This is a genomic window from Halanaerobium sp. ST460_2HS_T2 (assembly GCF_003337665.1).
Classification (GTDB): Bacteria; Bacillota; Halanaerobiia; order Halanaerobiales; family Halanaerobiaceae; genus Halanaerobium; species Halanaerobium kushneri.
The window spans coordinates 25,452-47,704 of record NZ_QPJF01000017.1; the positions used below are offsets into that span (position 1 = coordinate 25,452).

The window sequence follows — 22,253 nt, forward strand, 5'->3', positions numbered from 1 at the left end:
TTAATAATAATTTTATTTGTTTTAAATCTATTAAAAAAATTTGTTTTTTTTTGCAGGAGAATTCATTTTGGTGTTGAATTTATTAATTAGGTTAACTAATAAAAAAATAATTTTTAAAATAATTGGGTGGATATTTATGAATAATAAAAAAAGAAAATCTTATAAACCTTTGAATATAAGACATGAAAATATAAAACAACTAGTTAAACTACTTAAAAATTCAAATAAAAAATTATCAAGAGCAGATATAGCACGCGAATTATCTTTGAGCACCCCAAGTGTATCATCAATAGTGAGTGTTTTAATTGATAATGATATAATAATTGAAACAGATGATGAGAGTTTGGAAAATACAGTAGGCAGAAAACCTATTTTACTCAAATTGAATGAAGATTGTGGTTATTTGTTAGGGGTATTAATATCAGAGAAGAAATTAACTATTGCCCTGGCTAATTACTTAGGAGAAATTATTAAAGAAGAAAGTTTTTATTATAAAGATAATAATAAAAAAAGTTTGGAATTTTTAATTGATTGTATTGGCCAACTACTAAAAACTAATGAAATTAATTTAGACCGACTTTTAAGTATTAGTATTTCTTTTCCTGGGGTTTATGATCATGATCAACAGGAAATAAAATTTGCTCCCCATAGCGGCGATTGGCAGAATAAACCAATAATTAGTTGTCTTAGTGAAGAATATAATTGTCAGGTTAAAATGGAAAATAATGTTAACACAGCAGTACTTGGTGAAAAGTGGCAGGGTAAAATAGCCAATAAAAACAACTCAGTTTACTTAAAAATAGGAAATGGAATTGCAGCCGGGATTATAATTAATGGACAATTATATAGAGGTTATAATAGTCTTGCAGGTGAAGTTGGTTTTTCTGTAACTGATCATAGTCAACTAAATGATACGGTTACAGACAGTGGTTCCTTTGAGCAAAGATTTAATACTGATATAATACTTAAAAAAATAAATGAGAATTTTGGAATCGAAATTTCCGACTTTAATAATTTGCAAAATTATACAAAAAGCAACCCAAAGATAAATAGTTATATTAAAAATACTAATCAAAATATTACGATGCTTTTAATTAATCTGATTAGCATTTTAAATCCTGAAGTAATAGTTATTGGAGGAGAATATAGTCAAATTCTTACTCATTATATTGAAGATTTGGAAAAACGAATTTTAAAAAATGTACCTTTTGCAGCTAAAATTCTAGTATCAGAATTGGGAGAAGGAGTATATGTGTTAGGTGCAATTGCAAATTCCCTTCAGGATATTGAAAGACAGTTAGTAAAAAATTATTTTATGGAGTGATTTAATTGAATATTTTCGAAAGTGATGAAAAGGGTTATAAAATGATTTTCTCTAATCAAAGATGGGGAGTTGGTTATAAAAACTTTAGTCCAGAACAGAGCTTAGTTTGGCAGAGACATTTCGAAAGTGACGAAGGATTTATTCTTTTATCAGGAGAATGTTGCTTATTAACTAAGGATGGAGAAAAAATAGAGTTGACCTGGTTAGAAAAAGGCAAATTTTATTTAGTAAAAAGAAATGAATGGCATTTTAATTTGATGTTTAAAGATGCAGAGATATTTATTGTTGAAAATAACGATGTTGATGATTCGAATACAGAGAATATAAAATTAAAAGAAAGGGAAGTTAACTATTTAAAACAAAATAATAAAGTCTTAAAATTAATAAGTGAAATTTCTTAATCTTCTTAAAAGCGAGGTGTTTCAAATTGCTACAACTATTAAATGCTAATATTGTAACTCCCTATCAAATAAGAAAAACTAATATTTTAATAGATGGGAAAAAAATAGTTAGAGTTGATGATTTGGTTAATGAAAAAGCTGAACATTTAGATTTGAATGGTAAGTATATAGTTCCAGGTTTTATTGATATTCATCTCCATGGTGGAGGTGGGGCAGATTTAATGGATGGTGATGTAGATTCGATATTAAAAATCGCTGACAACCATGTAAAATATGGAACTACAGCTTTTTATCCGACCACCTTAACAGCAAAAGATGAAGAACTTTATAGACTTTTTGATAATTTAAAAATAGCAAAACAGAAAAATGAAAATGGATCAAAAATTATGGGGGTTCATCTCGAAGGGCCTTATTTATCTGTCAACCAAAAAGGAGCACAGGATGAACGTTTTTTGAAAAAAGCTAAAGTTGACCATTATAAAAAAATTATTAATAGTTCTGATGATATTGCTAGAATTACAGCGGCACCTGAAATTGATGGAGCTTTAGAGTTAGGAGCTTTCTTAAAAACAAAAGGGATTATTGCTTCTATTGGCCATACTGATGCTGAATATAAAGATATGTTAAATGCACTTGAATATGGCTATGACTTATTAACTCATTTTTATTCTGGTATGAGTATGCTAAAAAGAGTAAATGGGAAAAGAGTTCTGGGGGCTGTGGAGTCAGGTTATTTATTTGATGAATTTAATGTGGAAATAATAGCTGATGGTTATCATTTACCTCCAGAATTACTTAAATTGATTTATAAAATAAAAGGATCAGACCATATTGCCTTAGTTACTGATGCAATGAGAGGTTCAGGAATGCCCGAAGGGAAATCAATTTTAGGAAGTTTAGAAAATGGAATAGAAGTTATTATTGAAGGGGGGGTTGCCAAAATGCCTGATCGTCAGGCGTTTGCAGGTAGTGTGGCAACTATGGATAGACTTGTTCGTAATATGATAAACCTGGCTGATGTACCGCTAATAGAGTCTGTAAAAATGGCAACTTTAACCCCTGCTAAAATAATGGGAATAGATGATAGAAAGGGTTCAATTTCTCCGGGGAAAGATGCTGATTTAGTTGTCTTGAGCAAAGATCTAGAAGTTGAGATAACAGTAGTAGAAGGAGATATTAGATATAGAAAGAGACAATAATATTTTTTGTTTAATTAATTAGTTAACCTAATTAATTATAATTAAATTAGGGGAGGTGATAGAATCAATTAGGTATTAAGCTTGTTTATTTGGATGAATTACTTAATATTAAAAAATTATGGGGGTATAACAAATGAGAAGAATTTTAGTTATTGTTTTTGTATTTGCTTTGCTATTAACTTTAGGACAATCTGTAATGGGACAGGATACTATTACTCTTAAATTAGCAGAAAATCAGCCAGCTAATAATCCTGTAACAAAAGCTGATATTCGTTTTGCCGAACTGGTTAAAGAAAAAACTAATGGGGAAGTCATCGTTGATGTACATTATGGAGCTACTTTAGGTCAAGAAGCAGAAACTATTTCTATGGCTCGTACTGGTGTTGTAGCAATGGCTAGAGTTAATGCTGTACCTTTAGCAGAAGTAGTTAGTGATGTTGGTGTATTTAACCTTCCATTTATCTTTAGTGGTTATGATCATCTCTGGAATGTATTAGAAAGTGATGTTGGTCAAGAAATTAAAGGGAAACTTGAAAACGTAGGTTTAGTTGGATTAACCTGGTTTGAATCAGGTTTTAGAAGTTTCTATACAACTGAACCAGTTTCTGAACTCAGTGATTTAGAAGGTATGAATATTAGAGTTCAGGAAGCTGAACTTCCGATGAAGATGGTTGAACTCTTAGGTGCTAATCCAACACCTATGCCTTATGGTGATGTATATAGTGGTTTGCAAACTGGTGTTATTGATGGTGCTGAAAATGATTTTGTAAGTTATTATACATCAAGTCATTACGAAGTTGCTCCATATTATGCAGTAGATAATCATTTACATCCACCAGCAATAATAATTATGAACAAAGCTAAATTTGATAGTCTTTCTGAAGAGCATCAAACTGCAATAATGGAAGCTGCAGAAGAAGCAAAAGAGTTTGAAAAACGTGAAATGAGAGCTTTCCAGGATGAATCAAAAGCAAAAGTATTAGAAGCAGGAGTTGAAATTACAGAGGTTGATACTTCTGAGTTCCAGGAAGCAGTTATGCCACTTTACGAAGAATATCCAGAATTACAGGGCTATATTGAAAGAATTATAGAGCTACAATAATCATTAATTAATGGTATAACCCCCTTTTTAAAAGTGGGGGTTATACCACTCTAAATGTGGAGGTAAAACTATGATTAGAAATTTATTGAAAATAATATATGAATCAATTTATAAAATTATTACTTTTATCTGTGTGGCTTCTTTAATGTTTTTAGTTGTATTAGTTTTTGCATCAGTTGTTATGCGTTATGTTTTTAGTTCTCCAATTAAAGGAGCACAAGAATTTTCTATATATTTATTATTATGGTTTGGATTTTTAGGAATTATAAAAGGGCATAGAGATGGGAATCATATTAGTATTTCTTATTTTACAGATAGATTGTCTGAAACAGGGAGAAAGATTATTAATTTATTTTCAGAATTAATGGTTATGCTATTTAGTGCAACAATGTTTTATCAAGGTTTAAAACTATATGACTATGATATAATAAGCCCTTTACCTGCTACTAATATTCCTTCAAAAACATTGGCAGCTTTAATAGTTATTGTAGGCTTTATGTTAGTAATACAGAGTTTAATTAAAATGTTTTTTATGTTGTTTAGGGAGGGAGAAGTATGGACCCAGCAATAATGATTTTATTAGGATCATTTTTCATTTTAATCTTTCTAAATGTACCAATTGCATTTGCAATGGGAATTTCTTCGGTATTAACAAGCTATTATTTAGATATACAATTAATTATGGTTTTTCAGCGAATGATTTCTGGTTTAAGAACTTTTACCTTTTTAGCTGTGCCTTTTTTTATCTTAGTTGGTTTAATAATGGGGAATTCGGGTATATCTGAAAAAATTATAAAGTTTGCAAGTATATTTATTGGCAGAATAAAAGGTGGACTGGCAATGGTTAATGTTTTGGCCAGTATGCTTTTTGGAGGGATCTCAGGTTCTTCTTCTGCAGATGTATCTTCAATTGGAGCTCTTTTGATTCCTTTAATGCAGGAAGAGGGTTATGATGATGATTTCTCAGTAGCAGTAACTACAACATCTTCAGTACAGGGAGTCATTATACCTCCCAGTCAAAATATTATATATTATTCACTAGCAGCAGGTGGTTTATCTGTTGGAAGACTTTTTATCGCTGGCTATATACCAGGTATTACTTTAGGAATATTTTTAATGGCTTTATGTTATATTCTTGCTCGAAAAAGAGATTATCCAACGGGACAGGGTGTGGCTTTAAAAGAGGTTCCAAAGGTGATTTTTGATTCAATGTTAGGACTTTTTACAATAATTATTATAATTGGGGGAATAGTAGCTGGAGTATTTACAGCTACAGAATCTGCTGCAGTTGCTGTAGTTTATGTTTTATTTTTATCTGTTTTTGTATATAAATCTTTATCATTGAAACAAATTGTTAAAATTTTTAATCAATCTATTGGAACTCTCTCAATGATTATCGCGATAATTAGTACTTCGAGTGCATTTGCCTGGCTTTTATCATATTTGAGTGTTCCTCAATTATTACTCAATACACTTTTAGGAATTACAGAAAATAAGATTATTTTACTTTTATTAATCAATTTATTTTTGCTTTTCTTAGGAATGATAATGGATATGGGAATAATAATACTGGTCATAACTCCAATATTATTACCAATAGTTGTTCAGTTAGGAATGAATCCCATTCAATTTGGTATAATGATGATGTTAAACTTGGGGATTGGCTTAAATACTCCTCCAGTTGGAACATCCCTATATATTGGATGTGCAATTGCTGATATTAAAATTGAACAAACATTAAAGATTTTAGTACCATTTTACATAGTAATGGGTTCAGTATTAATATTAACTACTTTTTGGCCAGAATTTACTTTATATTTACCAGATTTAATTTTTTAAATAAAAAATAATTCTTTAGGAGGAAATAGAAATGAAAATAAACACTTATAAAGACAAAAAAACTACAAGTAAACATGCGGCAGAGAAAGCCAGAGAAATTTTAATTAAAGCTATTGATGAAGATGGTGAAGCCGTTTTTATTATAGCTACAGGTAATTCTCAGTTGGATTTTCTGGCAGAATTGGTAAAATTTAATGATATTGATTGGTCTAAAACAAAGCTTTACCACTTAGATGAATATGTTGGTATAGATGAGACCCATAAAGCAAGTTTTAGAAAATATATTAAAGAAAACTTTATTTCTCATGTTGAAAAATTAAAAGAAGTTAATTTAATCAATGGGAAAAACGATCCAGAAAGAGAGTGTGTTAAGTTAAATAAAAAGATAGCATCAGAAGATAAAGTTCATGCTGCTTTTGTAGGTATTGGAGAAAATGGTCATTTGGCTTTTAATGAACCGCCTGCAGATTTTGAAGAAGAAGATCCATTTATCATAGTAGAATTGGATGATGTTTCTCGGAAACAACAGGTTAAAGAAGGATGGTTTAAAACAATTGAGGATGTTCCTAAAAAGGCTATTACTATGACAGTTAAACAGATTTTAAAATCAGAGAATATTATTTGTACTGTACCCGGCGCCAGAAAAGCTGAAGCTGTTAAAAACTGTTTAGGTGATGATGAAGTTTCTCCAAATTGTCCATCTTCAATTTTAAAAAGACATGATAAAACGTCAGTGTTTTTAGATGATGATTCAGCCCAATTATTATAAATTATAATATGACTAACAAGTTTATTTGTCAAAAAGACTGTAGCCAAGTATTTCTGGCTGCAGTCTTTCTAATTATTAGTCCAAAATAAAATTGAAAAAATTTGCAAATGAAAAAATTTTAAAATCTCAATCTAAAAGGGGTTTTCCACATATTCCTTCACCCGCTGATAAATCTCTTCAGCCCTCTCATTCAGATCCATCGAATTATAAATAACCTCCAGGTAGCCCCGCTGCTTAATAATTTCAATTGTCTCCTTAAAATTAATATCATAGATCCAGCCGAGCTGCATGGCTTTTAAGTCATTAATAGTTTTTAACAGGTCATAGTTAATTGACTTCCGGTTTAAGATCTTATAATAAATTTTATCATTGATTTTCGGTTCAGTTGACAGCCTGACCACATAATCTTTCTGGCTGCGGGCCTTATATCTCTCCACAAATATATTAAAAATATCCAGTTTGTCAGCATCCCTGATCAGCCGGGCAAAAAATAATTCTTTTTCATTTGTAAATTTTTCCGGGTTTAAATCAGCTTTATTGTGCTCTTTAACTGCTTTTAAAATTATATTCTGCTCATTTTCAGCTAAAGCGCCAGTTAAATTACTTTCCTTAATTATTTTCACGCCCAGCTCTCCGTGGTCCTCAGATTTATAGTCAGAAAAAGTTTTATATTTTTTGTACTGCTTAAAGCGGCCGATATCATGGAGGAGAGCAATTATCCTGGCCATATTTTTTTGCTCATCAGTTACATCCATGGCGCTGATTATTTCTTCCATATTGGCAACCACTCTTTTGCTGTGGTCAATTTTTAGCTGGATATTTTTCTGATCTTTTTCCTCTTCTAAATTGAATTTATCAGTATATGAATTAAAAAATCTTTTTGTCTTTTGATATATCTCTCTCATCGTAAAAACCTCCTTCAATACTCCTTTTCATTATATTTTAATTCAGCTTTATTGTAAATTAATTATCTTACATTTATCATGAACAGAATTTTTAAAGGGAAATCTCTTTTTTTGGAGAAATATAGCTTCAGGAATTAATTTGAAGATAATAAATCTGGGAGGGATTTTGTTGCAGAAAACAGTTTATATCACAGGAGCGGATAGGGGTCTGGGTTTTGCCCTGACCAAGAAATTTTTAGAAGCAGATTATCTTACCTTTGCCGGTCAGTATTTGGATGAGTGGAACTGGCTTGACGATCTGCAGGCTGAATGCCCGGAAAAATTAAAACTGCTTAAATTAGATCTGGAAACTGATAGCTCAATCAAAAATGCTGCAGGAGAAATAAGGAAAATGACAGACTCACTTGATGTTTTGGTCAATAATGCCGGCATTTTTGCGCCTGATGTTGATGACATTCTGGGAGAACTTGATTTTGAAATGATGGAAAAAATGTATAGGGTTAATTCTTTGGGCCCGCTTAAGGTCAGCCATTCAGTCATCGACTTACTGCTTAAAGGAGAAGAAAAGCTTTTAATAAATATTTCTTCAGAGGCTGGAAGTATTGCTGACTGCAGTCGAAAAAAAGAGTACGGTTATTCAATGTCCAAAACGGCAGTCAATATGCAGTCTAAAATTATCCAGAATCACCTGCAGCCAAAGGGATTAAAAGTTTTTGCCCTCCATCCAGGTTATCTCAAAACTTATATGCTGGGAGAAAAGAATGAAGAGGCCGATATTGAAGCAGCCGAGTCAGCAGCAGAGATATTTAGGCACTTTGTTCAAAACAGTAAGCAGTACGAAGAGATATACTATGATTATCAGGGGGAGAAGCTGCCCTGGTAAGGAGCTTATAAACAGTTAAAGATAGTTTCAAATTTTAAATGCCCTGCTTTAGCTTTTAGTGGATCTGATTAAAGTGGGGATTTTTTCTATTTATCAGCAGGATTTTATTAATTTACAGCGAAATATAACATGTACTGTCTTTTTTGTATTTTATATTAAAAATATTCATAATATTTTTATAAATTAACCAAATAACAAGGAGGAGTGAAAATGTTGAGAAGAGTTTTGCTGATGGTTCTGATTTTAATGTTTACTTTTATCAGTCCGATTCTGGCAGATAATCACGAAGCTCAGTATGGAGGAACTTTAATTTATGCTCAGGGTGCGGATGCAGATGCCTTAGACCCACATATGACGACTCTGGGTAATTCGGCCGATGTGATTGTCAATGTTTTTGATGGTCTGGTACGTTTTAAAGCAGGTACAACAGAAATAGAACCTGCGCTTGCTACTGACTGGGAAATTTCTGATGATGGGCTGGAGTATGTTTTTCACTTAAGAGAAGGTGTTAGTTTTCATGACGGCAGTCCCTTTAATGCTGAGGCTGTAGTCTTTGATATTGAGCGGCAGCTGGATCCAGAACATCCATATTATATGGAAGGTTCCTATCCTTACGCCGGTTTCTCACTGGGAATGATAGATCAGGTCAAAGCAGTTAATGATTACACAGTTAGTTTCACTCTGAAAAACCCCTATGCTCCTTTCTTAAAAAATCTGGCAATGTTTGCAACAATGATTGTCAGTCCAGAAGCGGTTAAAGAATATGGAGAAGATATTTTTAAAAATCCTGTTGGGACCGGGGCTTTTAAATTTGTAGAGTGGGTAAGAGATGACCATATTACTCTAAAAGCAAACGAAGATTACTGGGATGGACGTCCCTATTTAGATGAGCTGATCTTTACAGTAATTCCAAATAATCAGACCCGACTTTTAGAAATGGAAAATGGTAATGTGCATGTAATGGAAGGCTTAAATCCAACTGATATTGCCAGAGTTAGAGAAAATGATGAGCTGGAACTTTTAGAGGCACCAGGTTTGAATATTGGTTATATTGCCCTCCATAATGAGAAAAAACCATTTGATAATAAAAAGGTAAGGAAGGCAATGAATTATGCAGTCAACAAAGAAGAAATTGTGGAATATCTAATGGGCGGTCAGGCAACAGTTGCCAGAGGTCCACTGCCTCCAACAATCTGGTCCTATGATGAAAGTCTGGAAGGTTATCCCTATAATCCAGAAAGAGCAAAAAGCTTACTGGAAGAAGCAGGTTATGGTGATGGTTTTGAATTTACTCTCCGCACTTATTCTGCTCCCAGATCATACAATCCAGTTGGAGCCAGGCTTGCTACAGCTGTTCAGCAGTATTTAAGTGAGGTTGGCATTAAAGCAAATATTGAACAGTTAGAGTGGGGTACCTATATTGAAGAAGGTAAGGCCGGAAAACATACAGCTGCTTTTTTTGGCTGGATTGCGGATAATGGTGATCCGGATAACTTTTTAAATGTTTTCTTCAATTCCGATAACCGGGGGTCAACTAATCGTGCTTTTTATGTTAATGAAGAAGTAGATAGACTATTAGAAGAAGCCCAGCAGATTACGGATGAAGCCGAAAGAGAAAAGTTATATAAAGAAGTTCAACAGATAGTTGTAGATGATGCTCCATTTGTATTCTTAAATCACATGAAAATGCAGATTCCAATTAGAAAAAGTGTTAAGAATTATGTGCTTTACCCAACCAATAACAAATATTTTCATAAAGTCTGGTTGGAGCAGTAATTAATTAAAATGGGGGTAGAATTCTACCCCCATTAATTTTTCGGGGTGAATATAATATGCTTAGCTACATTTTAAGAAGACTGCTGCTTTTGATACCACTATTACTTGCTATTTCAATTGTAGTTTTTTTGATGATACATTTAATACCTGGTGATCCGGTACAGATTATGCTGGGAGATAAGGGAACTGCAGAAGATGCTGCCCGACTTAGGGCTGAGCTTGGTTTTGATGAGCCTCTCTATGTTCAATATTATAAGTTTTTAAGTAATTTAGCGCAGGGGGATCTGGGAAGATCAATTAGAAATAGAAATCCTGTTATTAATGAGATTGGATCTGCTTTTCCTGCTACAATAGAGCTCACAATTTTAAGTATGATTTTTGCCAGTCTAATTGGGATAGCTGCCGGGATAGTCTCAGCAATTAAACAGTATTCGCTGGTTGATAATTTGACTATGGTTGGAGCCTTACTTGGAATTTCGATGCCTGTATTCTGGGTGGGAATGATGTTAATGCTGGTTTTTGGCTCCCGGCTGGGCTGGCTGCCTATATCCGGGCGTATTTCGAGAATGGCAGATTTAGAGGTTATTACAAATTTTTATCTTCTGGATAGTATTGTAACCGGTAATTGGGCCGCCTTTAGAAGTGCTTTTTCTCATCTTATTTTGCCTGCGATTACTCTGGCCACAATTCCAGTGGCTATGATTGCTCGAATGACCAGATCTACTACTTTAGAGGTTTTAAACCAGGATTATATTAGAACAGCCCGGGCCAAAGGATTACCGGAAAAAGTAGTGATCTTAAAACATGTGCTTAAAAATGCCTTGATTCCAGTTGTTACAATTATCGGCCTTCAGTTTGGCAGTTTTCTGGGAGGTGCGGTGCTGACAGAAACAGTTTTTGCCAGAGCAGGAGTAGGGAGACTGCTAATCAACGGAATTTTAGGTAGAGATTTTCCAGTGATTCAGGGAGCAGTAATTTTTATTGCTTCATTTTTTGTATTTATTAATTTGATTGTAGATATTTTATATTCCTATCTGGATCCCCGGATTCATTATTCTTAAACTGAAGAGACAAACTTGATTCAATAAGGGAGGTGAAAATCTTGGCAAAATTAACTGGAATAACAGAAGAAAATAAGATTAAAAGCCAAAGTTTATGGACTATTTCGTTGCGCAGAATGCGTAAGAATAGAACTGCAATTGCCGGTATTATAATTCTGATTATATTTGCTGTAATTGCTGTTTTTGCTCCTCTGATTGCTCCTTATGATCCTTTAGAACAAAATTTTATTAAGTCTTTTAGGCCGCCATCTTCCGAAAATTTTCTGGGTACAGATGAATTTGGAAGAGATATTTTTAGCCGGATAATTTATGGTGCCAGAATTTCTCTGCAAATTGGTTTTATTGCTGTTTTTATCTCTCTAATTATTGGAGTGACGCTGGGACTTATCTCGGGTTATTACGGTGGCTGGCTGGATATGTTAATTATGAGGTTTATGGATTTAATGCTTTCTTTTCCTTATATTTTATTAGCTCTTGTAATAATGTCGATCCTGGGTCCAGGAATTTATAATGCGATGATTGCAATTGGAATTGTTTATGTTCCTCAGTATGCCAGAATTGTCCGCAGTTCGGTCCTTTCGGTCAAGAAAAAAGAGTATGTGCTGGCAGCTCAGGCGCTGGGAGCAAATGATCTCCGGATTATTTTAAAACATGTTTTTTTGAATTCTATGGCTCCAATTATTATTCAGACAACTTTGAGTATTGGCCGGGCAATTATCAATGCAGCTGGTTTAAGTTTTCTCGGCCTGGGAGCCCAGCCGCCTACGCCGGAATGGGGAGCTATGCTCAGCAATGGCCAGGATTTTTTAAGAAATGCTCCCTGGATTGCAACTTTTCCGGGGATTGCGATTGCCTTATTGGTGCTTGGATTTAATCTGGTGGGCGATGGTTTCCGGGATGCTTTTGATCCGAGATTGCATAAGTGAGATAAACTTTTTTAAACCTCTTTTAGTGGGCAACTAGCCTGTATAAAAAGAGGTTTTTTGCTGCAAAATCCTTGGTTTATGCAGACCTATTTTTTTATTAGCGAACAAGAATAAATATTAAAAATATAAAAAATATTAAAAAAATAAAGGATTTATTAAGTTAGCGTCTAATATATTAAATATGATATAAAAAAATGAAAACGTTAACTGTTAAGGTTTTAGTAATTTGAGGAAGTCAAGATTCACTTTAAATATTCAGAATATTAATAAAATAGAGGGGTTTTTCAAATGGCAGTCACTTTAAAAGACATAGCTAAAAAAGCAGGAGTCTCCATAACTACAGTATCGCGAGTTATTAATAATAAAGACTCTGTTATTCCAATTAAAGAAGACACTAAAAATAAAGTTTTAGAAATAGCATCAGAATTAAACTACAGACCCAACATTAATGCCAGATCACTTTCTACCAAAAAATCCTACAACCTTGGTTTAATACTTGACTATCTTGATCCCTATTTCAGCGATATCGTTAATAGTATAGAAAAAAGTTCAAGGGAAAAAAATTATAATTTAATCTTATCAATGCTCAATAATAAGTCTTTTGAAGAAATTATAAATAACCTGCTGTATCAGAGTTCTATTGAAGGGATTTTAATTGGTGGAACTAAAAAATTGATTAAGAAAAATAAGATTTTCAATAAATTAAAAAAATTAAATGTACCAATAGTTTTAATTGCTCATTATTTTAATGACATTCCCAGTATCAATATTGATGATTTTAAAGGAGGATATCTGGCAGTAGAGCACCTTATAGAACTGGGCCATCAAAAAATTGCTATTATTACCGGACCTGACTATCAAAATCGAAAAGATTCAAGACAGCGTTTAATGGGATATAAAAAGGCTCTGGCAGATAACCTGATATCATTAAAAGAAGATTATATTTATGAAGGCAATTACTCCTATCACAGCGGTTATCAGAAGATGAAAAAAATACTGCAAAGAAAAGAATTACCGACAGCAGTTTTTGCTGCTGAGGATCAGATGGCACTGGGAGCTTTAAAAGCAGCTTATGAAATGAAGGTGAGAATTCCGGAAGATATTTCTGTAATTGGTTTTGATAATATTATTCAGAGTAGATACTCCACTCCCAGTTTAACGACGGTTTCTCAACCAAGAAGAGAGATGGGAAGAGCTGCTATCAATCTGCTGGTAGATTTAATTGAAGCTGAAAAAGCGGAATATAAAAAGCAACAAATATTTAATCCAAAATTAGTTATTAGAGAGTCAACAGCTAGTATTTAATATTATAATTTAAGAAAATTATATTTCAAACAAATTTTGTTTATTTCATTAATAAATTTAAGGAAGGAGGAATGATTTTTATTTGTTGTTTGTGATCTCTAAATAGCATGGGAGGTAAAAAATGCGTAAAAATGTAACTCTAATACTGTTGCTGGCTTTTTTATTGATCGGAAGTTCTATGGTGATGGCCCAGGAAAAAGGTGGCACTCTCCGTTTTGCAATGATTGATACACCACCCTCTTTAGACCAACAGGTTATTACTTCTGACCTGGCCACAATTATTGCTCAGCATATTTTTGAAGGACTATATACTTTTAATTCAGAGTATGCGCCTGTTCCAATGCTGGCCAGTGGCTCAGAGGTGAGTGATGATGGTAAGTTGGTTACTATTAACTTAAGAGAAGGAGTTACTTTTCATAATGGAAAAGAAATGACTTCAGAAGATGTAGTTGCTTCTCTGGAAAGATGGGGAGAATTTGGGGTTAGAGGACCTGTTTTATTTGAATATATCGATAAGGTAGAAGCAGATGGTAAGTATTCAGTAAATCTTTATTTTTCTGAAGCTTTTTCTCCCTGGAAGTCAATGCTGGCTTTTATCAATGGTGGACCAGTAATCCTTCCCAAAGAAATTATGGAAAATGCAAATGAACAGCCGATTAGTCCTGAAGAATATATTGGAACAGGACCATATCAGTTTAATGAGTGGAATACTGGTCGTTATATTTCTCTGACTAGATATGATGATTATGCAATGCGAGAAGAGGAATCAGATGGGTTTGCCGGCCAGAGAATGGCTTATCTGGATGAGTTGAGATTTATTCCTGTACCGGAAACAGGAACAAGAGTTAATGGAGTTAAAGCTGGAGATTATGATTATGCGCAAAGAATGCAGGGAGACATGTATGAGAGTCTAAAAGAGGACGAAAGAGTTGAAGTTTTAGTAAATCAGGGTGCTCAGTTTGGGGAGCTATTTTTCAATCAGAAAGAAGGACTGATGACCAATACTAAATTAAGACAGGCAGTTCTGGCTGCTCTTGATATGGAGCCAGTACTGCAGGCTGCTCATGGTCATCCAGATCTCTGGGATCAAAATGGCTCAATTATGCCAGAGGGTACTATCTGGTATTCAGAAGCAGGTATTGATAAATACAGTCAGGGAGATCCAGAATTAGCTAAAAAACTTGCTCAAGAGGCAGGCTATAATAATGAAAGAATTAGATTTATGACCACAACTTCCTATCAAACAATGTATGACAGCTGTGTTGTAATAGCTCAGCAGTTATCCGAAGCTGGATTTAATATTGACTTACAGATCTATGATTGGGCAACAGTGGCTACCAGAAGAAATGATCCTGAAGTCTGGGACTTTTTCTATACCTGGCACGGATTTGTTCCTGATCCTATTCTTTATACGTTCTTAAGTCCAACCTATCCCGGCTGGTGGGATACCCCGGAAAAACGTGATCTGGTAGGACAATTTACTAAGACAATGGATCAGCAACAGCGAGCAGAAATCTGGTCACAACTGCAGGAACAGATTTATACTCATGTGCCTATTGCTAAAACTGGAGACACTTATACCTATGATATAACAAGTCCAAATGTAAAAGGTTTTGGTCAAACTTCTTTAATCTGGCCTAAATTCTGGAATGTCTGGATTGAATAGTTATCTTTGTTATAGGACTCCCTTTTTGGGAGTCCTATAATTACAAGGAGGAAGAATTATGTTAGCATATACTTTTAGACGTTTACTGACCATTATTCCAACACTTTTAATTGCTTCTATTTTAATTTTTTCATTTATGCACCTCATGCCAGGTGATCCGGCAGCAGTAATGCTGGGTACAAATGCAACTCCAGAACAGGTCGAGAAACTAAGAGTTCAGCTGGGTCTGGATCGCCCAATTTATATCCAATTTGCTACCTGGTTTAAGGATGCTTTTAGAGGGGATCTGGGAGATTCAATTTTTTTTCAGAGTCCTGTGCTTTCTGTTATTCAAAACAGAGCAGAGACCAGCATTTTTGTTGCTACTTTTTCGATGCTCATAATTTTAATTCTGGGGATCCCGATTGGCGTTATTTCTGCTGTTAAATATAATACTGTACTTGATCAGCTGACAATGGGCTTTGCTATGCTGGCAGCATCTATTCCAACCTTCTGGCTGGGGCTTAATTTAATGATTCTTTTTTCCGTAAATTTAAACTGGCTGCCTTCATCAGGATTTCCCTCGGTAGTGGAAAGTGGAAACTTAAATAATCTAAAGTATTTAATCTTACCCTGTGTCACCCTGGCAGCACCTAATTCGGCCCTGATTATCAGGCTGACTCGCTCCAGCATGCTTGATGTTATGAAAGAAGAATATGTTAAAACAGCTAGAGCCAAAGGATTAAAGGAATCTATTGTAATTTTAAAGCATATTTTTAGAAATGCTATTATATCCATTGTTTCTGCTCTGGGATTTACCTTTATTGCTCTGCTTTCCGGAACAGTTGTTACCGAAACAGTATTTTCTCTGCCCGGAGTAGGCAGGCTGGTTGTTCAGTCAGTATTAAGAAGAGATTATCCGGTGATTCAGGGAATAATATTTGTGGTAGTAATTTTATATGTCTTTATTAACTTATTAACTGATCTATCCTATGCTTTTTTAGATCCCAGAATAAGTTATGAGTAATTAAGGTGGTGTAAAAATGCGTTTGAGTAAAAGTTTTTTCAAAAAATTATTTAGAAGGAAAATAACTATAGTTGGAGCAGTAATACTGGTTGTTATAATTTCTATGGCTCTGCTTTCACCCCTGATTGCACCATATGATCCAATGAAAATTAATCCTATTGACCGGCTGCAGAAACCCAATTCTACTCACTGGTTTGGAACTGACAATTTTGGGCGGGATATTTTTAGCAGAATAATATATGGAGCCAGAATCACAGTGCTCAGTGGATTTGGGGTAGTGATATTTTCTATAGTTTTTGGAGTAGTTTTAGGTTCGCTTTCCGGTTATTTTGACACACTTGGGATGTTTATTATGAGAGTTATCGATGTAGTTATGGCTTTTCCTCCTATAATGCTGGCCCTGGCCTTAGTTGCAATTTTGGGGCAGGGTTTGATCAATGTAATTGTTGCTGTTGGTGCTGTTTATCTTACCCGAACTGCCCGGATAACCTATGGTCTGACTTTAAAAATTAGAAAAGATGCTTTTGTGGAGGCAGCAGTTGCAGAGGGAGCGGGTAATGGTAGAGTTTTATTTCTGCATATTATTCCAAATTTAATTTCTCCAATCATTGTTCAGGCCACCTTTACCTTTGCTTTTGCTTTACTACAGATGGCAGCTCTTGATTTTTTAGGTGTTGGCATTCCCCCTCAGATCCCAAGCTGGGGAAACATGCTGAGCTCAAGTCAGGATTATATTACGAGAGCGCCCTGGCTGCTATTATTTCCCGGGATTTTTATTGTAATTACTGTTCTCTCTTTTAACTTATTTGGTGATGCTTTAAGAGATAGACTGGATCCTAAATTTAAAGATGAACTCTAATGGAGATGAAAAATATGAAAGTTGATCTGCTTATTAAAAATGCTAAAATAATTGATGGTACTTCAAACCCCTGGTATTACGGGGGACTAGCTATTAAGGACGATAAAATTGTTAGTATTATTCGAGGTGACAGCCCTGAAAAATTGAAAAATTACGAAGCATTGAAAACAATTGATGCTCAAAATAAATTTTTAAGTCCTGGTTTTATTGATGTTCACAGTCATTCGGATTTTGTTTTTTTTCTTGATTCTGATGCCCAGAGCAAATTACGTCAGGGGGTAACAACTGAGGTGATTGGAAACTGTGGGATTAGTGGAGCCCCTTATAATGAATTGTCGGCTGATCAGGTTAAGAGTTTTAGCTATGGTTATCATCCAACCTGGGAGAGTGTGGGACAATTTTTGACTGCCTTAAAAAATGTAGATAAAACTGTCAATTTAACTCCGCTTTTAGGTCATGGTACTCTGAGAGCCTATGTAATGGGAATGGAAAATAGGGTGGCTACAGCTGCAGAGCTGGCACAAATGAAAAAAATTCTGGCTCAGGCATTAGAGTCAGGTTACAGGGGGATGTCTACAGGTCTTTATTTTTCTCCGGGTAATTTTGCAGCTCAATCAGAATTAATTGCGCTGGCAGAGGTTATCAGTTCTAAAAATGGAGTTTTAACCAGTCACATTAGGGATGAAGGAGTTAAAAGTATTGGTTTTATCGGGGCGGTAAAGGAGATCATTAATATTGCAGAGAAGGCAAAAGTTTCCCTGGAAATTTCACATCTTAAAGCTTTTGGACCTGATGTCTGGGGAAGCTCCAGACAGGTGCTGGATTTAATTGAAAAAGCAAGAATGAGGGGAGTAGAGCTAACAGCAGATCAGTATCCTTATCTTGCTACCGGTGGATTAATGGCCAGTGATGTACTGCCTAATGAATTTTTGAGTAATAAAAGTAATCAGGAGGCGATGGACGAGCTAAAAGATAAAAAGGTGCAGTCAGAATTAAGAGATACAGTGGCTTTAAATATTAGGAGAAGAGGGGGAGCTGAAAACCAGATTATAGCTAATTATCCGGCCGATCACAGTCTGGAGGGGCGGACTTTAAAAGAAATTGCAGCCAACTGGAAATTAGAGCCGGCAGATGCTTTATTTAAAATGCTGACAGAATACCTGGCCGGAGATTGGATTTCCAGAGCCTTAAATGAAGAAGATGTGCTAAACTTTATGCAGTATTATGCAGTGATGATCAGCAGTGATGGAGTTTCATTATCTAATTCTGGAGTTTTGGCATCTGGCAATCCTCATCCAAGAAATTATGGCAGTTATACGGAAGTTTTAAGTAATTATGTGCGGGATAAAAAAATTCTTAATCTGGAAGAGGCAATTAGAAAGATGACCTCTCTACCAGCTCAGAAATTTAACTTGAAAAATCGAGGAATTATCGATCAAAACAAGGTGGCAGATCTCGTTATTTTTGATCTGGAACAAATAAAATCGGCCACTTTTACCAGACCGGATTTATATCCTGAAGGAATTTTAACAGTAATAGTTAATGGCAAAATTGCTGTTTTAGATGGTAAATACCAGCAGCTTAGAGCTGGCAAAATAATCTTAAGCTAAAGGAGAATGATTATGGTAACTTATAATAAATTGGGCGTTAAAAAAATTATTAATGCGGCTGGAACCTATACAAAATACAGTGGTTCATTAATGAAAGCAGAAGTTTTAGCTGCCATGAAAGCAGCTTCGAAACAGTTTGTTGATATTGATCAACTGCTGAGCAAAAGTGGAGAGTATATTGCCGATCTTTTGGGAGTAGAAGCAGCCTTAATCACTGCAGGAGCAGCGGCGGGTCTGGCTCTTTCTACAGCTGCCTGTATTGCTGGTGATAATAAATATATTTCTAGACAGCTGCCTTTGAGTGAAGGATTAAAAAATGAGTTTATTCTAATGAAATCTCATCGTAATCCCTATGATCAGGCGGTGATTACAGCCGGTGGAAAATTTGTGGAAATCGGAAATGCAATCGAGACCTTTGGCTGGGAGCTGGAAGGAGCTATTTCAGAAAAAACAGCTGGTGTGTTTTTCTTTGTTCAGTCTGATATGTTTCGTTCATCTTTGGGGCTGGAAGAAGTTATAGAAATCTCACATCGCTTTGACTTACCAGTTATAGTCGATGCTGCAGCTGAACTACCTCCAGTAGAGAATCTGACTAAATTTGTTGAACTGGGAGCCGATATAGTTCTTTTTAGTGGTGGCAAGGATTTAAGAGGGCCACAATCTTCTGGGCTGATGCTTGGTAAACGAGATCTTCTTAATAAATGTCGCTCTAATGGTTATCCCAATCACGCTTTAGGCAGGCCAATGAAATTGGATAAAGAAACTATTATTGGGTTAACAACAGCTATTGAACTTTATTTAAAAGAAGATCAGAATAAAAGAAGGGAACAGTGGCAAAAACAGGCAGAATATATTTACGAAAATTTAAAAAACACCGCTGGCTTTAAAATAGAACTTGGTTATCCCGATCAACCTCTGACTCAACCAGCTACAATTCCCAGACTTTTTATTTTAGTTGATAAAGAAATTTTGGGATTCACTAAGGAAGAGCTAAGAGATATGTTGGCCCAGGCTGAACCATCAGTAATTGTAGAATCCGACAGAAAGCACCTTCTGATTAATCCACATATGCTTCAACCAGGGGAAGAACAAATTGTTGTAGAGAAAATAAAAGAAATCATCGAGGAGGGATAATCAATGGCTGTTGAAACAAAAATTAAAGAACTCGGCTTAGAATTACCGGAAACTCCGACCCCCATTGCAGAATATATACCGGCAAAAAAGGTAAATAATCTGGTTTATGTTTCCGGTCAGGGGCCAATCAGTAAGGGAGAGTTTATTTATATAGGTAAAGTAGGAGATAGTGTAAGCCTGGATGAGGGTTATCAGTGTGCTCAGCAGTGCTGTCTTAATGCTCTAGCAGCAGTAAAATCAGTTGTCGGCTCACTTGATGAGATAGAGGAGATTGTTAAATTGAGAGGTTTTGTTAATAGTGCAGTTGATTTTTTAGAACAGCCAGCAGTAATTAATGGAGCCTCGGAATTATTGGTCAAGATTTTTGGGGAAAAAGGACGTCATGCCAGAGCAGCTCTGGGGACTTCTGTTTTACCTGATGATATTCCGGTTGAATTAGAAATGATTGTTAAAGTAAAAAAATGATCGAGGTGTAAAAAATGGTTGAAAAACTGGTAGAAGTTAAAAATTTAAAAACTTACTTTTATACAGAAGAAGGAATAGTCAAGGCTGTGGATGGAGTTGATTTTGAAATTTATCCTGGCGAAACTCTGGGTGTTGTAGGCGAGTCTGGCTGTGGTAAAAGTGTTACTTCATTATCAATCATGAGGCTGGTCGAGTCTCCGCCTGGAAGAATAGAGGCTGGCGAAATTATTTTTAAAGGGAAAGATTTAATTAAAATATCTGAAAAAGAAATGCGAAAAATTCGCGGTAATGATATTTCAATGATTTTCCAGGAACCAATGACTTCTTTAAATCCAGTTTATACTGTTGGAGATCAGATTATGGAAGCAATTATACTGCATAAAGGTGTGAATAAAAAGGAAGCAAGACGCCAGGCGATTGAAATGCTGCAGAAAGTAGGTATTCCTCTTCCCGAACAGCGTGTAGACGAATATCCTCACCAGCTGTCAGGTGGTATGAGGCAGCGGGTAATGATTGCGATGGCCTTAAGCTGTGATCCACAGCTTTTAATTGCAGATGAGCCAACAACTGCTCTTGATGTAACTATTCAGGCTCAAATACTGGAGTTAATGAACTCCTTAAAAGAAAGTTATGGTATGGCAATTATGATGATTACCCATGATTTAGGTGTGATTGCAGAGGTTTCAGATCGAGTAGCAGTAATGTATGCCGGTAAAGTAGTAGAGTATTCAGAGGTAAATACTCTTTTTGATGATCCTAAGCATCCCTATACCTGGGGCTTAATGAACTCAATTCCAAAATTAGATAAGGATGTTGACCGGCTGGAGGCAATTCCGGGTAGTGTACCTTCACCTCTTAATTTTCCGGAAGGCTGTAAGTTTAATACTCGCTGTCCTTTAGCTGCAGATAAATGCTTTGATCAGGAGCCTCCATTAGAAGATACAGGTGGGGGGCATCTGGCTCGCTGCTGGAGATACAAAGATCTGGAGGAGATTAAAAAAAGAGGAGAAAAAATTTACGAGGATCGGGGTGTTTTAGACTAATGGCTGAGAATTTATTAGAGGTAAAGAACTTAAAAAAATACTTTCCCGTTAAAGCAGGTATTTTTAAAAGAACAGTTGCTCAGGTAAAAGCTGTCGATGATATTTCCTTTGCAGTAGAAGCAGGAGAAACACTCGGTCTGGTTGGAGAATCCGGTTGTGGTAAATCGACAACTGGCAGAACTATCCTTCGTCTTTTAGAAGCAACTTCGGGTGAGGTAATTTTTGAAGGAAAAAGTGTAATGGATTTAGGTCCAAAAGAAATGCGGGCAATCAGACGTGACATGCAGATCATTTTTCAGGATCCTTATGCTTCTTTAAATCCAAGGATGACTGTAGCTGATATCGTAGGAGAACCACTGGTTATTCATAAGCTGGTTGAGAGTAAAGAAGAAAAAAATAGAAGAGTAGAAGAAATTTTAGAAAATGTGGGGATGGCGAAAGAGTATATGAACCGCTATCCTCACGAATTTTCTGGAGGGCAGCGCCAGCGGATAGGTGTAGCTAGAGCGTTAGCGGTTGATCCCAAATTAATTATAGCTGATGAGCCGGTATCTGCCCTTGATGTATCAGTTCAGGCTCAGGTTATTAATTTGCTGCAGGATTTACAGAAAGAATTTGGGCTTACCTATTTATTTATTGCCCATGATTTAAGTGTAGTAAAACACATTAGTGATCGAGTAGCAGTAATGTATCTTGGTAAAATAGTGGAACTAACTGACAAAAAGGAATTATTTAAAAACCCAATGCATCCCTATACCCAATCACTTTTATCTGCTATACCAGAGGCAGATCCAAAAAAGAAAAAGGATAGGATAATTTTAGAAGGAGATGTACCTTCCCCAGTAGATCCACCTTCAGGCTGTAGATTTCATCCCCGCTGTCCCAAAGCCTTTGAACCCTGTCCCAAAATTGAACCTGACTATAAGGACTATGGAGATGGTCATTTTGCAGCCTGTCATTTATTAGATAAGTAGTTAAAA

Annotated in this window: 21 protein-coding genes; 20 read left to right on the top strand and 1 reads right to left on the bottom strand. The window is 35.3% G+C overall.

The annotated features are described in order from the left end of the window. The first annotated feature begins 136 nt into the window (after positions 1 to 136). The 7 genes from DFR80_RS09270 to DFR80_RS09300 all read left to right on the top strand — a co-directional run bounded on the left by DFR80_RS09270 (position 137) and on the right by DFR80_RS09300 (position 6,634). A complete protein-coding gene (locus DFR80_RS09270; RefSeq protein ID WP_147270183.1) occupies positions 137 to 1,324 on the top strand; it encodes an ROK family protein in 1,188 nt (395 codons plus the stop codon). Between the two features lie 5 nt (positions 1,325 to 1,329). Further along, the gene (locus tag DFR80_RS09275; protein WP_114489808.1) at positions 1,330 to 1,725 is read left to right on the top strand and encodes a cupin domain-containing protein; all 396 of its coding nucleotides are present in this window, start codon (positions 1,330 to 1,332) and stop codon (positions 1,723 to 1,725) included. 26 nt (positions 1,726 to 1,751) lie between these two features. Next, entirely contained in the window at positions 1,752 to 2,924 is a 1,173-nt protein-coding gene (gene nagA / locus DFR80_RS09280) for an N-acetylglucosamine-6-phosphate deacetylase (RefSeq protein WP_199505799.1), read from the top strand. Between the two features lie 133 nt (positions 2,925 to 3,057). Then, on the top strand, positions 3,058 to 4,026 hold the full coding sequence (locus tag DFR80_RS09285; protein WP_114489810.1) for a TRAP transporter substrate-binding protein: 969 nt from the start codon (positions 3,058 to 3,060) through the stop codon (positions 4,024 to 4,026). Between the two features lie 70 nt (positions 4,027 to 4,096). Then, positions 4,097 to 4,597 carry a TRAP transporter small permease gene (locus DFR80_RS09290; protein WP_114489811.1) on the top strand — a complete coding sequence of 167 codons (501 nt, stop codon included), beginning with the start codon at positions 4,097 to 4,099 and terminating at the stop codon, positions 4,595 to 4,597. Next, positions 4,582 to 5,865 (top strand): TRAP transporter large permease, encoded by a 1,284-nt coding sequence (locus DFR80_RS09295; RefSeq protein ID WP_114489812.1) that lies wholly within the window; start codon positions 4,582 to 4,584, stop codon positions 5,863 to 5,865. The genes DFR80_RS09290 and DFR80_RS09295 overlap by 16 nt, the downstream gene beginning before the upstream one ends. A 31-nt stretch (positions 5,866 to 5,896) precedes the next feature. After that, positions 5,897 to 6,634, top strand: a complete 738-nt coding sequence (locus DFR80_RS09300; RefSeq protein WP_114489813.1) for a glucosamine-6-phosphate deaminase — start codon at positions 5,897 to 5,899, stop codon at positions 6,632 to 6,634. Positions 6,635 to 6,765: 131 nt separating this feature from the next. Here DFR80_RS09300 and DFR80_RS09305 read toward each other — a convergent pair whose 3' ends face one another. Then, on the bottom strand, positions 6,766 to 7,539 hold the full coding sequence (locus tag DFR80_RS09305; protein ID WP_114489814.1) for an HD domain-containing protein: 774 nt from the start codon (positions 7,537 to 7,539) through the stop codon (positions 6,766 to 6,768). Between the two features lie 169 nt (positions 7,540 to 7,708). On the opposite strand from DFR80_RS09305, the gene DFR80_RS09310 reads away from it, so the two are divergent. The 13 genes from DFR80_RS09310 to DFR80_RS09370 all read left to right on the top strand — a co-directional run bounded on the left by DFR80_RS09310 (position 7,709) and on the right by DFR80_RS09370 (position 22,247). After that, positions 7,709 to 8,422 (top strand): SDR family NAD(P)-dependent oxidoreductase, encoded by a 714-nt coding sequence (locus tag DFR80_RS09310; protein WP_158537704.1) that lies wholly within the window; start codon positions 7,709 to 7,711, stop codon positions 8,420 to 8,422. A 210-nt stretch (positions 8,423 to 8,632) separates the two neighbouring features. Then, on the top strand, positions 8,633 to 10,198 hold the full coding sequence (locus DFR80_RS09315; RefSeq protein WP_199505800.1) for an ABC transporter substrate-binding protein: 1,566 nt from the start codon (positions 8,633 to 8,635) through the stop codon (positions 10,196 to 10,198). Positions 10,199 to 10,254: 56 nt separating this feature from the next. After that, the gene (locus DFR80_RS09320) at positions 10,255 to 11,259 is read left to right on the top strand and encodes an ABC transporter permease (protein ID WP_114489816.1); all 1,005 of its coding nucleotides are present in this window, start codon (positions 10,255 to 10,257) and stop codon (positions 11,257 to 11,259) included. Positions 11,260 to 11,300: 41 nt separating this feature from the next. Next, on the top strand, positions 11,301 to 12,185 hold the full coding sequence (nikC, locus tag DFR80_RS09325; RefSeq protein ID WP_233493803.1) for a nickel transporter permease: 885 nt from the start codon (positions 11,301 to 11,303) through the stop codon (positions 12,183 to 12,185). Positions 12,186 to 12,473: 288 nt separating this feature from the next. Next, positions 12,474 to 13,490, top strand: coding sequence for a LacI family DNA-binding transcriptional regulator (locus DFR80_RS09330; RefSeq protein WP_114489817.1), 1,017 nt, complete (start codon positions 12,474 to 12,476; stop codon positions 13,488 to 13,490). A gap of 121 nt (positions 13,491 to 13,611) precedes the next feature. Beyond that, positions 13,612 to 15,156 (top strand): ABC transporter substrate-binding protein, encoded by a 1,545-nt coding sequence (locus DFR80_RS09335; protein WP_114489818.1) that lies wholly within the window; start codon positions 13,612 to 13,614, stop codon positions 15,154 to 15,156. Between the two features lie 58 nt (positions 15,157 to 15,214). Beyond that, positions 15,215 to 16,162 carry an ABC transporter permease gene (locus tag DFR80_RS09340; RefSeq protein WP_114489819.1) on the top strand — a complete coding sequence of 316 codons (948 nt, stop codon included), beginning with the start codon at positions 15,215 to 15,217 and terminating at the stop codon, positions 16,160 to 16,162. Between the two features lie 16 nt (positions 16,163 to 16,178). Then, the gene (locus tag DFR80_RS09345; protein ID WP_114489820.1) at positions 16,179 to 17,021 is read left to right on the top strand and encodes an ABC transporter permease; all 843 of its coding nucleotides are present in this window, start codon (positions 16,179 to 16,181) and stop codon (positions 17,019 to 17,021) included. A 14-nt stretch (positions 17,022 to 17,035) separates the two neighbouring features. Next, the gene (locus tag DFR80_RS09350; RefSeq protein WP_233493805.1) at positions 17,036 to 18,631 is read left to right on the top strand and encodes an amidohydrolase family protein; all 1,596 of its coding nucleotides are present in this window, start codon (positions 17,036 to 17,038) and stop codon (positions 18,629 to 18,631) included. Positions 18,632 to 18,643: 12 nt separating this feature from the next. Beyond that, positions 18,644 to 19,765 (top strand): aminotransferase class V-fold PLP-dependent enzyme, encoded by a 1,122-nt coding sequence (locus tag DFR80_RS09355; RefSeq protein ID WP_158537705.1) that lies wholly within the window; start codon positions 18,644 to 18,646, stop codon positions 19,763 to 19,765. Between the two features lie 3 nt (positions 19,766 to 19,768). Then, complete coding sequence (locus DFR80_RS09360) at positions 19,769 to 20,230, top strand: RidA family protein (protein WP_114489823.1); 462 nt, start codon at positions 19,769 to 19,771, stop codon at positions 20,228 to 20,230. A 14-nt stretch (positions 20,231 to 20,244) separates the two neighbouring features. Beyond that, entirely contained in the window at positions 20,245 to 21,273 is a 1,029-nt protein-coding gene (locus DFR80_RS09365) for an ABC transporter ATP-binding protein (protein WP_114489824.1), read from the top strand. Further along, positions 21,273 to 22,247: an ABC transporter ATP-binding protein gene (locus DFR80_RS09370; protein WP_114489825.1), complete on the top strand. Its 975-nt coding sequence runs from the start codon at positions 21,273 to 21,275 to the stop codon at positions 22,245 to 22,247. Before DFR80_RS09365 ends, DFR80_RS09370 begins: the two co-directional genes overlap by 1 nt. Positions 22,248 to 22,253 lie beyond the last annotated feature (6 nt).

Coding starts and splice junctions, on each gene's coding strand:
- DFR80_RS09270 (WP_147270183.1), top strand. CDS start 137: ATGAATAATAAAAAAAGAAAATCTTATAAACCTTTGAATATAAGACAT.
- DFR80_RS09285 (WP_114489810.1), top strand. CDS start 3,058: ATGAGAAGAATTTTAGTTATTGTTTTTGTATTTGCTTTGCTATTAACT.
- DFR80_RS09290 (WP_114489811.1), top strand. CDS start 4,097: ATGATTAGAAATTTATTGAAAATAATATATGAATCAATTTATAAAATT.
- DFR80_RS09295 (WP_114489812.1), top strand. CDS start 4,582: ATGGACCCAGCAATAATGATTTTATTAGGATCATTTTTCATTTTAATC.
- DFR80_RS09300 (WP_114489813.1), top strand. CDS start 5,897: ATGAAAATAAACACTTATAAAGACAAAAAAACTACAAGTAAACATGCG.
- DFR80_RS09305 (WP_114489814.1), bottom strand. CDS start 7,539: ATGAGAGAGATATATCAAAAGACAAAAAGATTTTTTAATTCATATACT.
- DFR80_RS09315 (WP_199505800.1), top strand. CDS start 8,633: ATGTTGAGAAGAGTTTTGCTGATGGTTCTGATTTTAATGTTTACTTTT.
- DFR80_RS09320 (WP_114489816.1), top strand. CDS start 10,255: ATGCTTAGCTACATTTTAAGAAGACTGCTGCTTTTGATACCACTATTA.
- DFR80_RS09330 (WP_114489817.1), top strand. CDS start 12,474: ATGGCAGTCACTTTAAAAGACATAGCTAAAAAAGCAGGAGTCTCCATA.
- DFR80_RS09335 (WP_114489818.1), top strand. CDS start 13,612: ATGCGTAAAAATGTAACTCTAATACTGTTGCTGGCTTTTTTATTGATC.
- DFR80_RS09340 (WP_114489819.1), top strand. CDS start 15,215: ATGTTAGCATATACTTTTAGACGTTTACTGACCATTATTCCAACACTT.
- DFR80_RS09345 (WP_114489820.1), top strand. CDS start 16,179: ATGCGTTTGAGTAAAAGTTTTTTCAAAAAATTATTTAGAAGGAAAATA.
- DFR80_RS09350 (WP_233493805.1), top strand. CDS start 17,036: ATGAAAGTTGATCTGCTTATTAAAAATGCTAAAATAATTGATGGTACT.
- DFR80_RS09355 (WP_158537705.1), top strand. CDS start 18,644: ATGGTAACTTATAATAAATTGGGCGTTAAAAAAATTATTAATGCGGCT.
- DFR80_RS09360 (WP_114489823.1), top strand. CDS start 19,769: ATGGCTGTTGAAACAAAAATTAAAGAACTCGGCTTAGAATTACCGGAA.
- DFR80_RS09365 (WP_114489824.1), top strand. CDS start 20,245: ATGGTTGAAAAACTGGTAGAAGTTAAAAATTTAAAAACTTACTTTTAT.
- DFR80_RS09370 (WP_114489825.1), top strand. CDS start 21,273: ATGGCTGAGAATTTATTAGAGGTAAAGAACTTAAAAAAATACTTTCCC.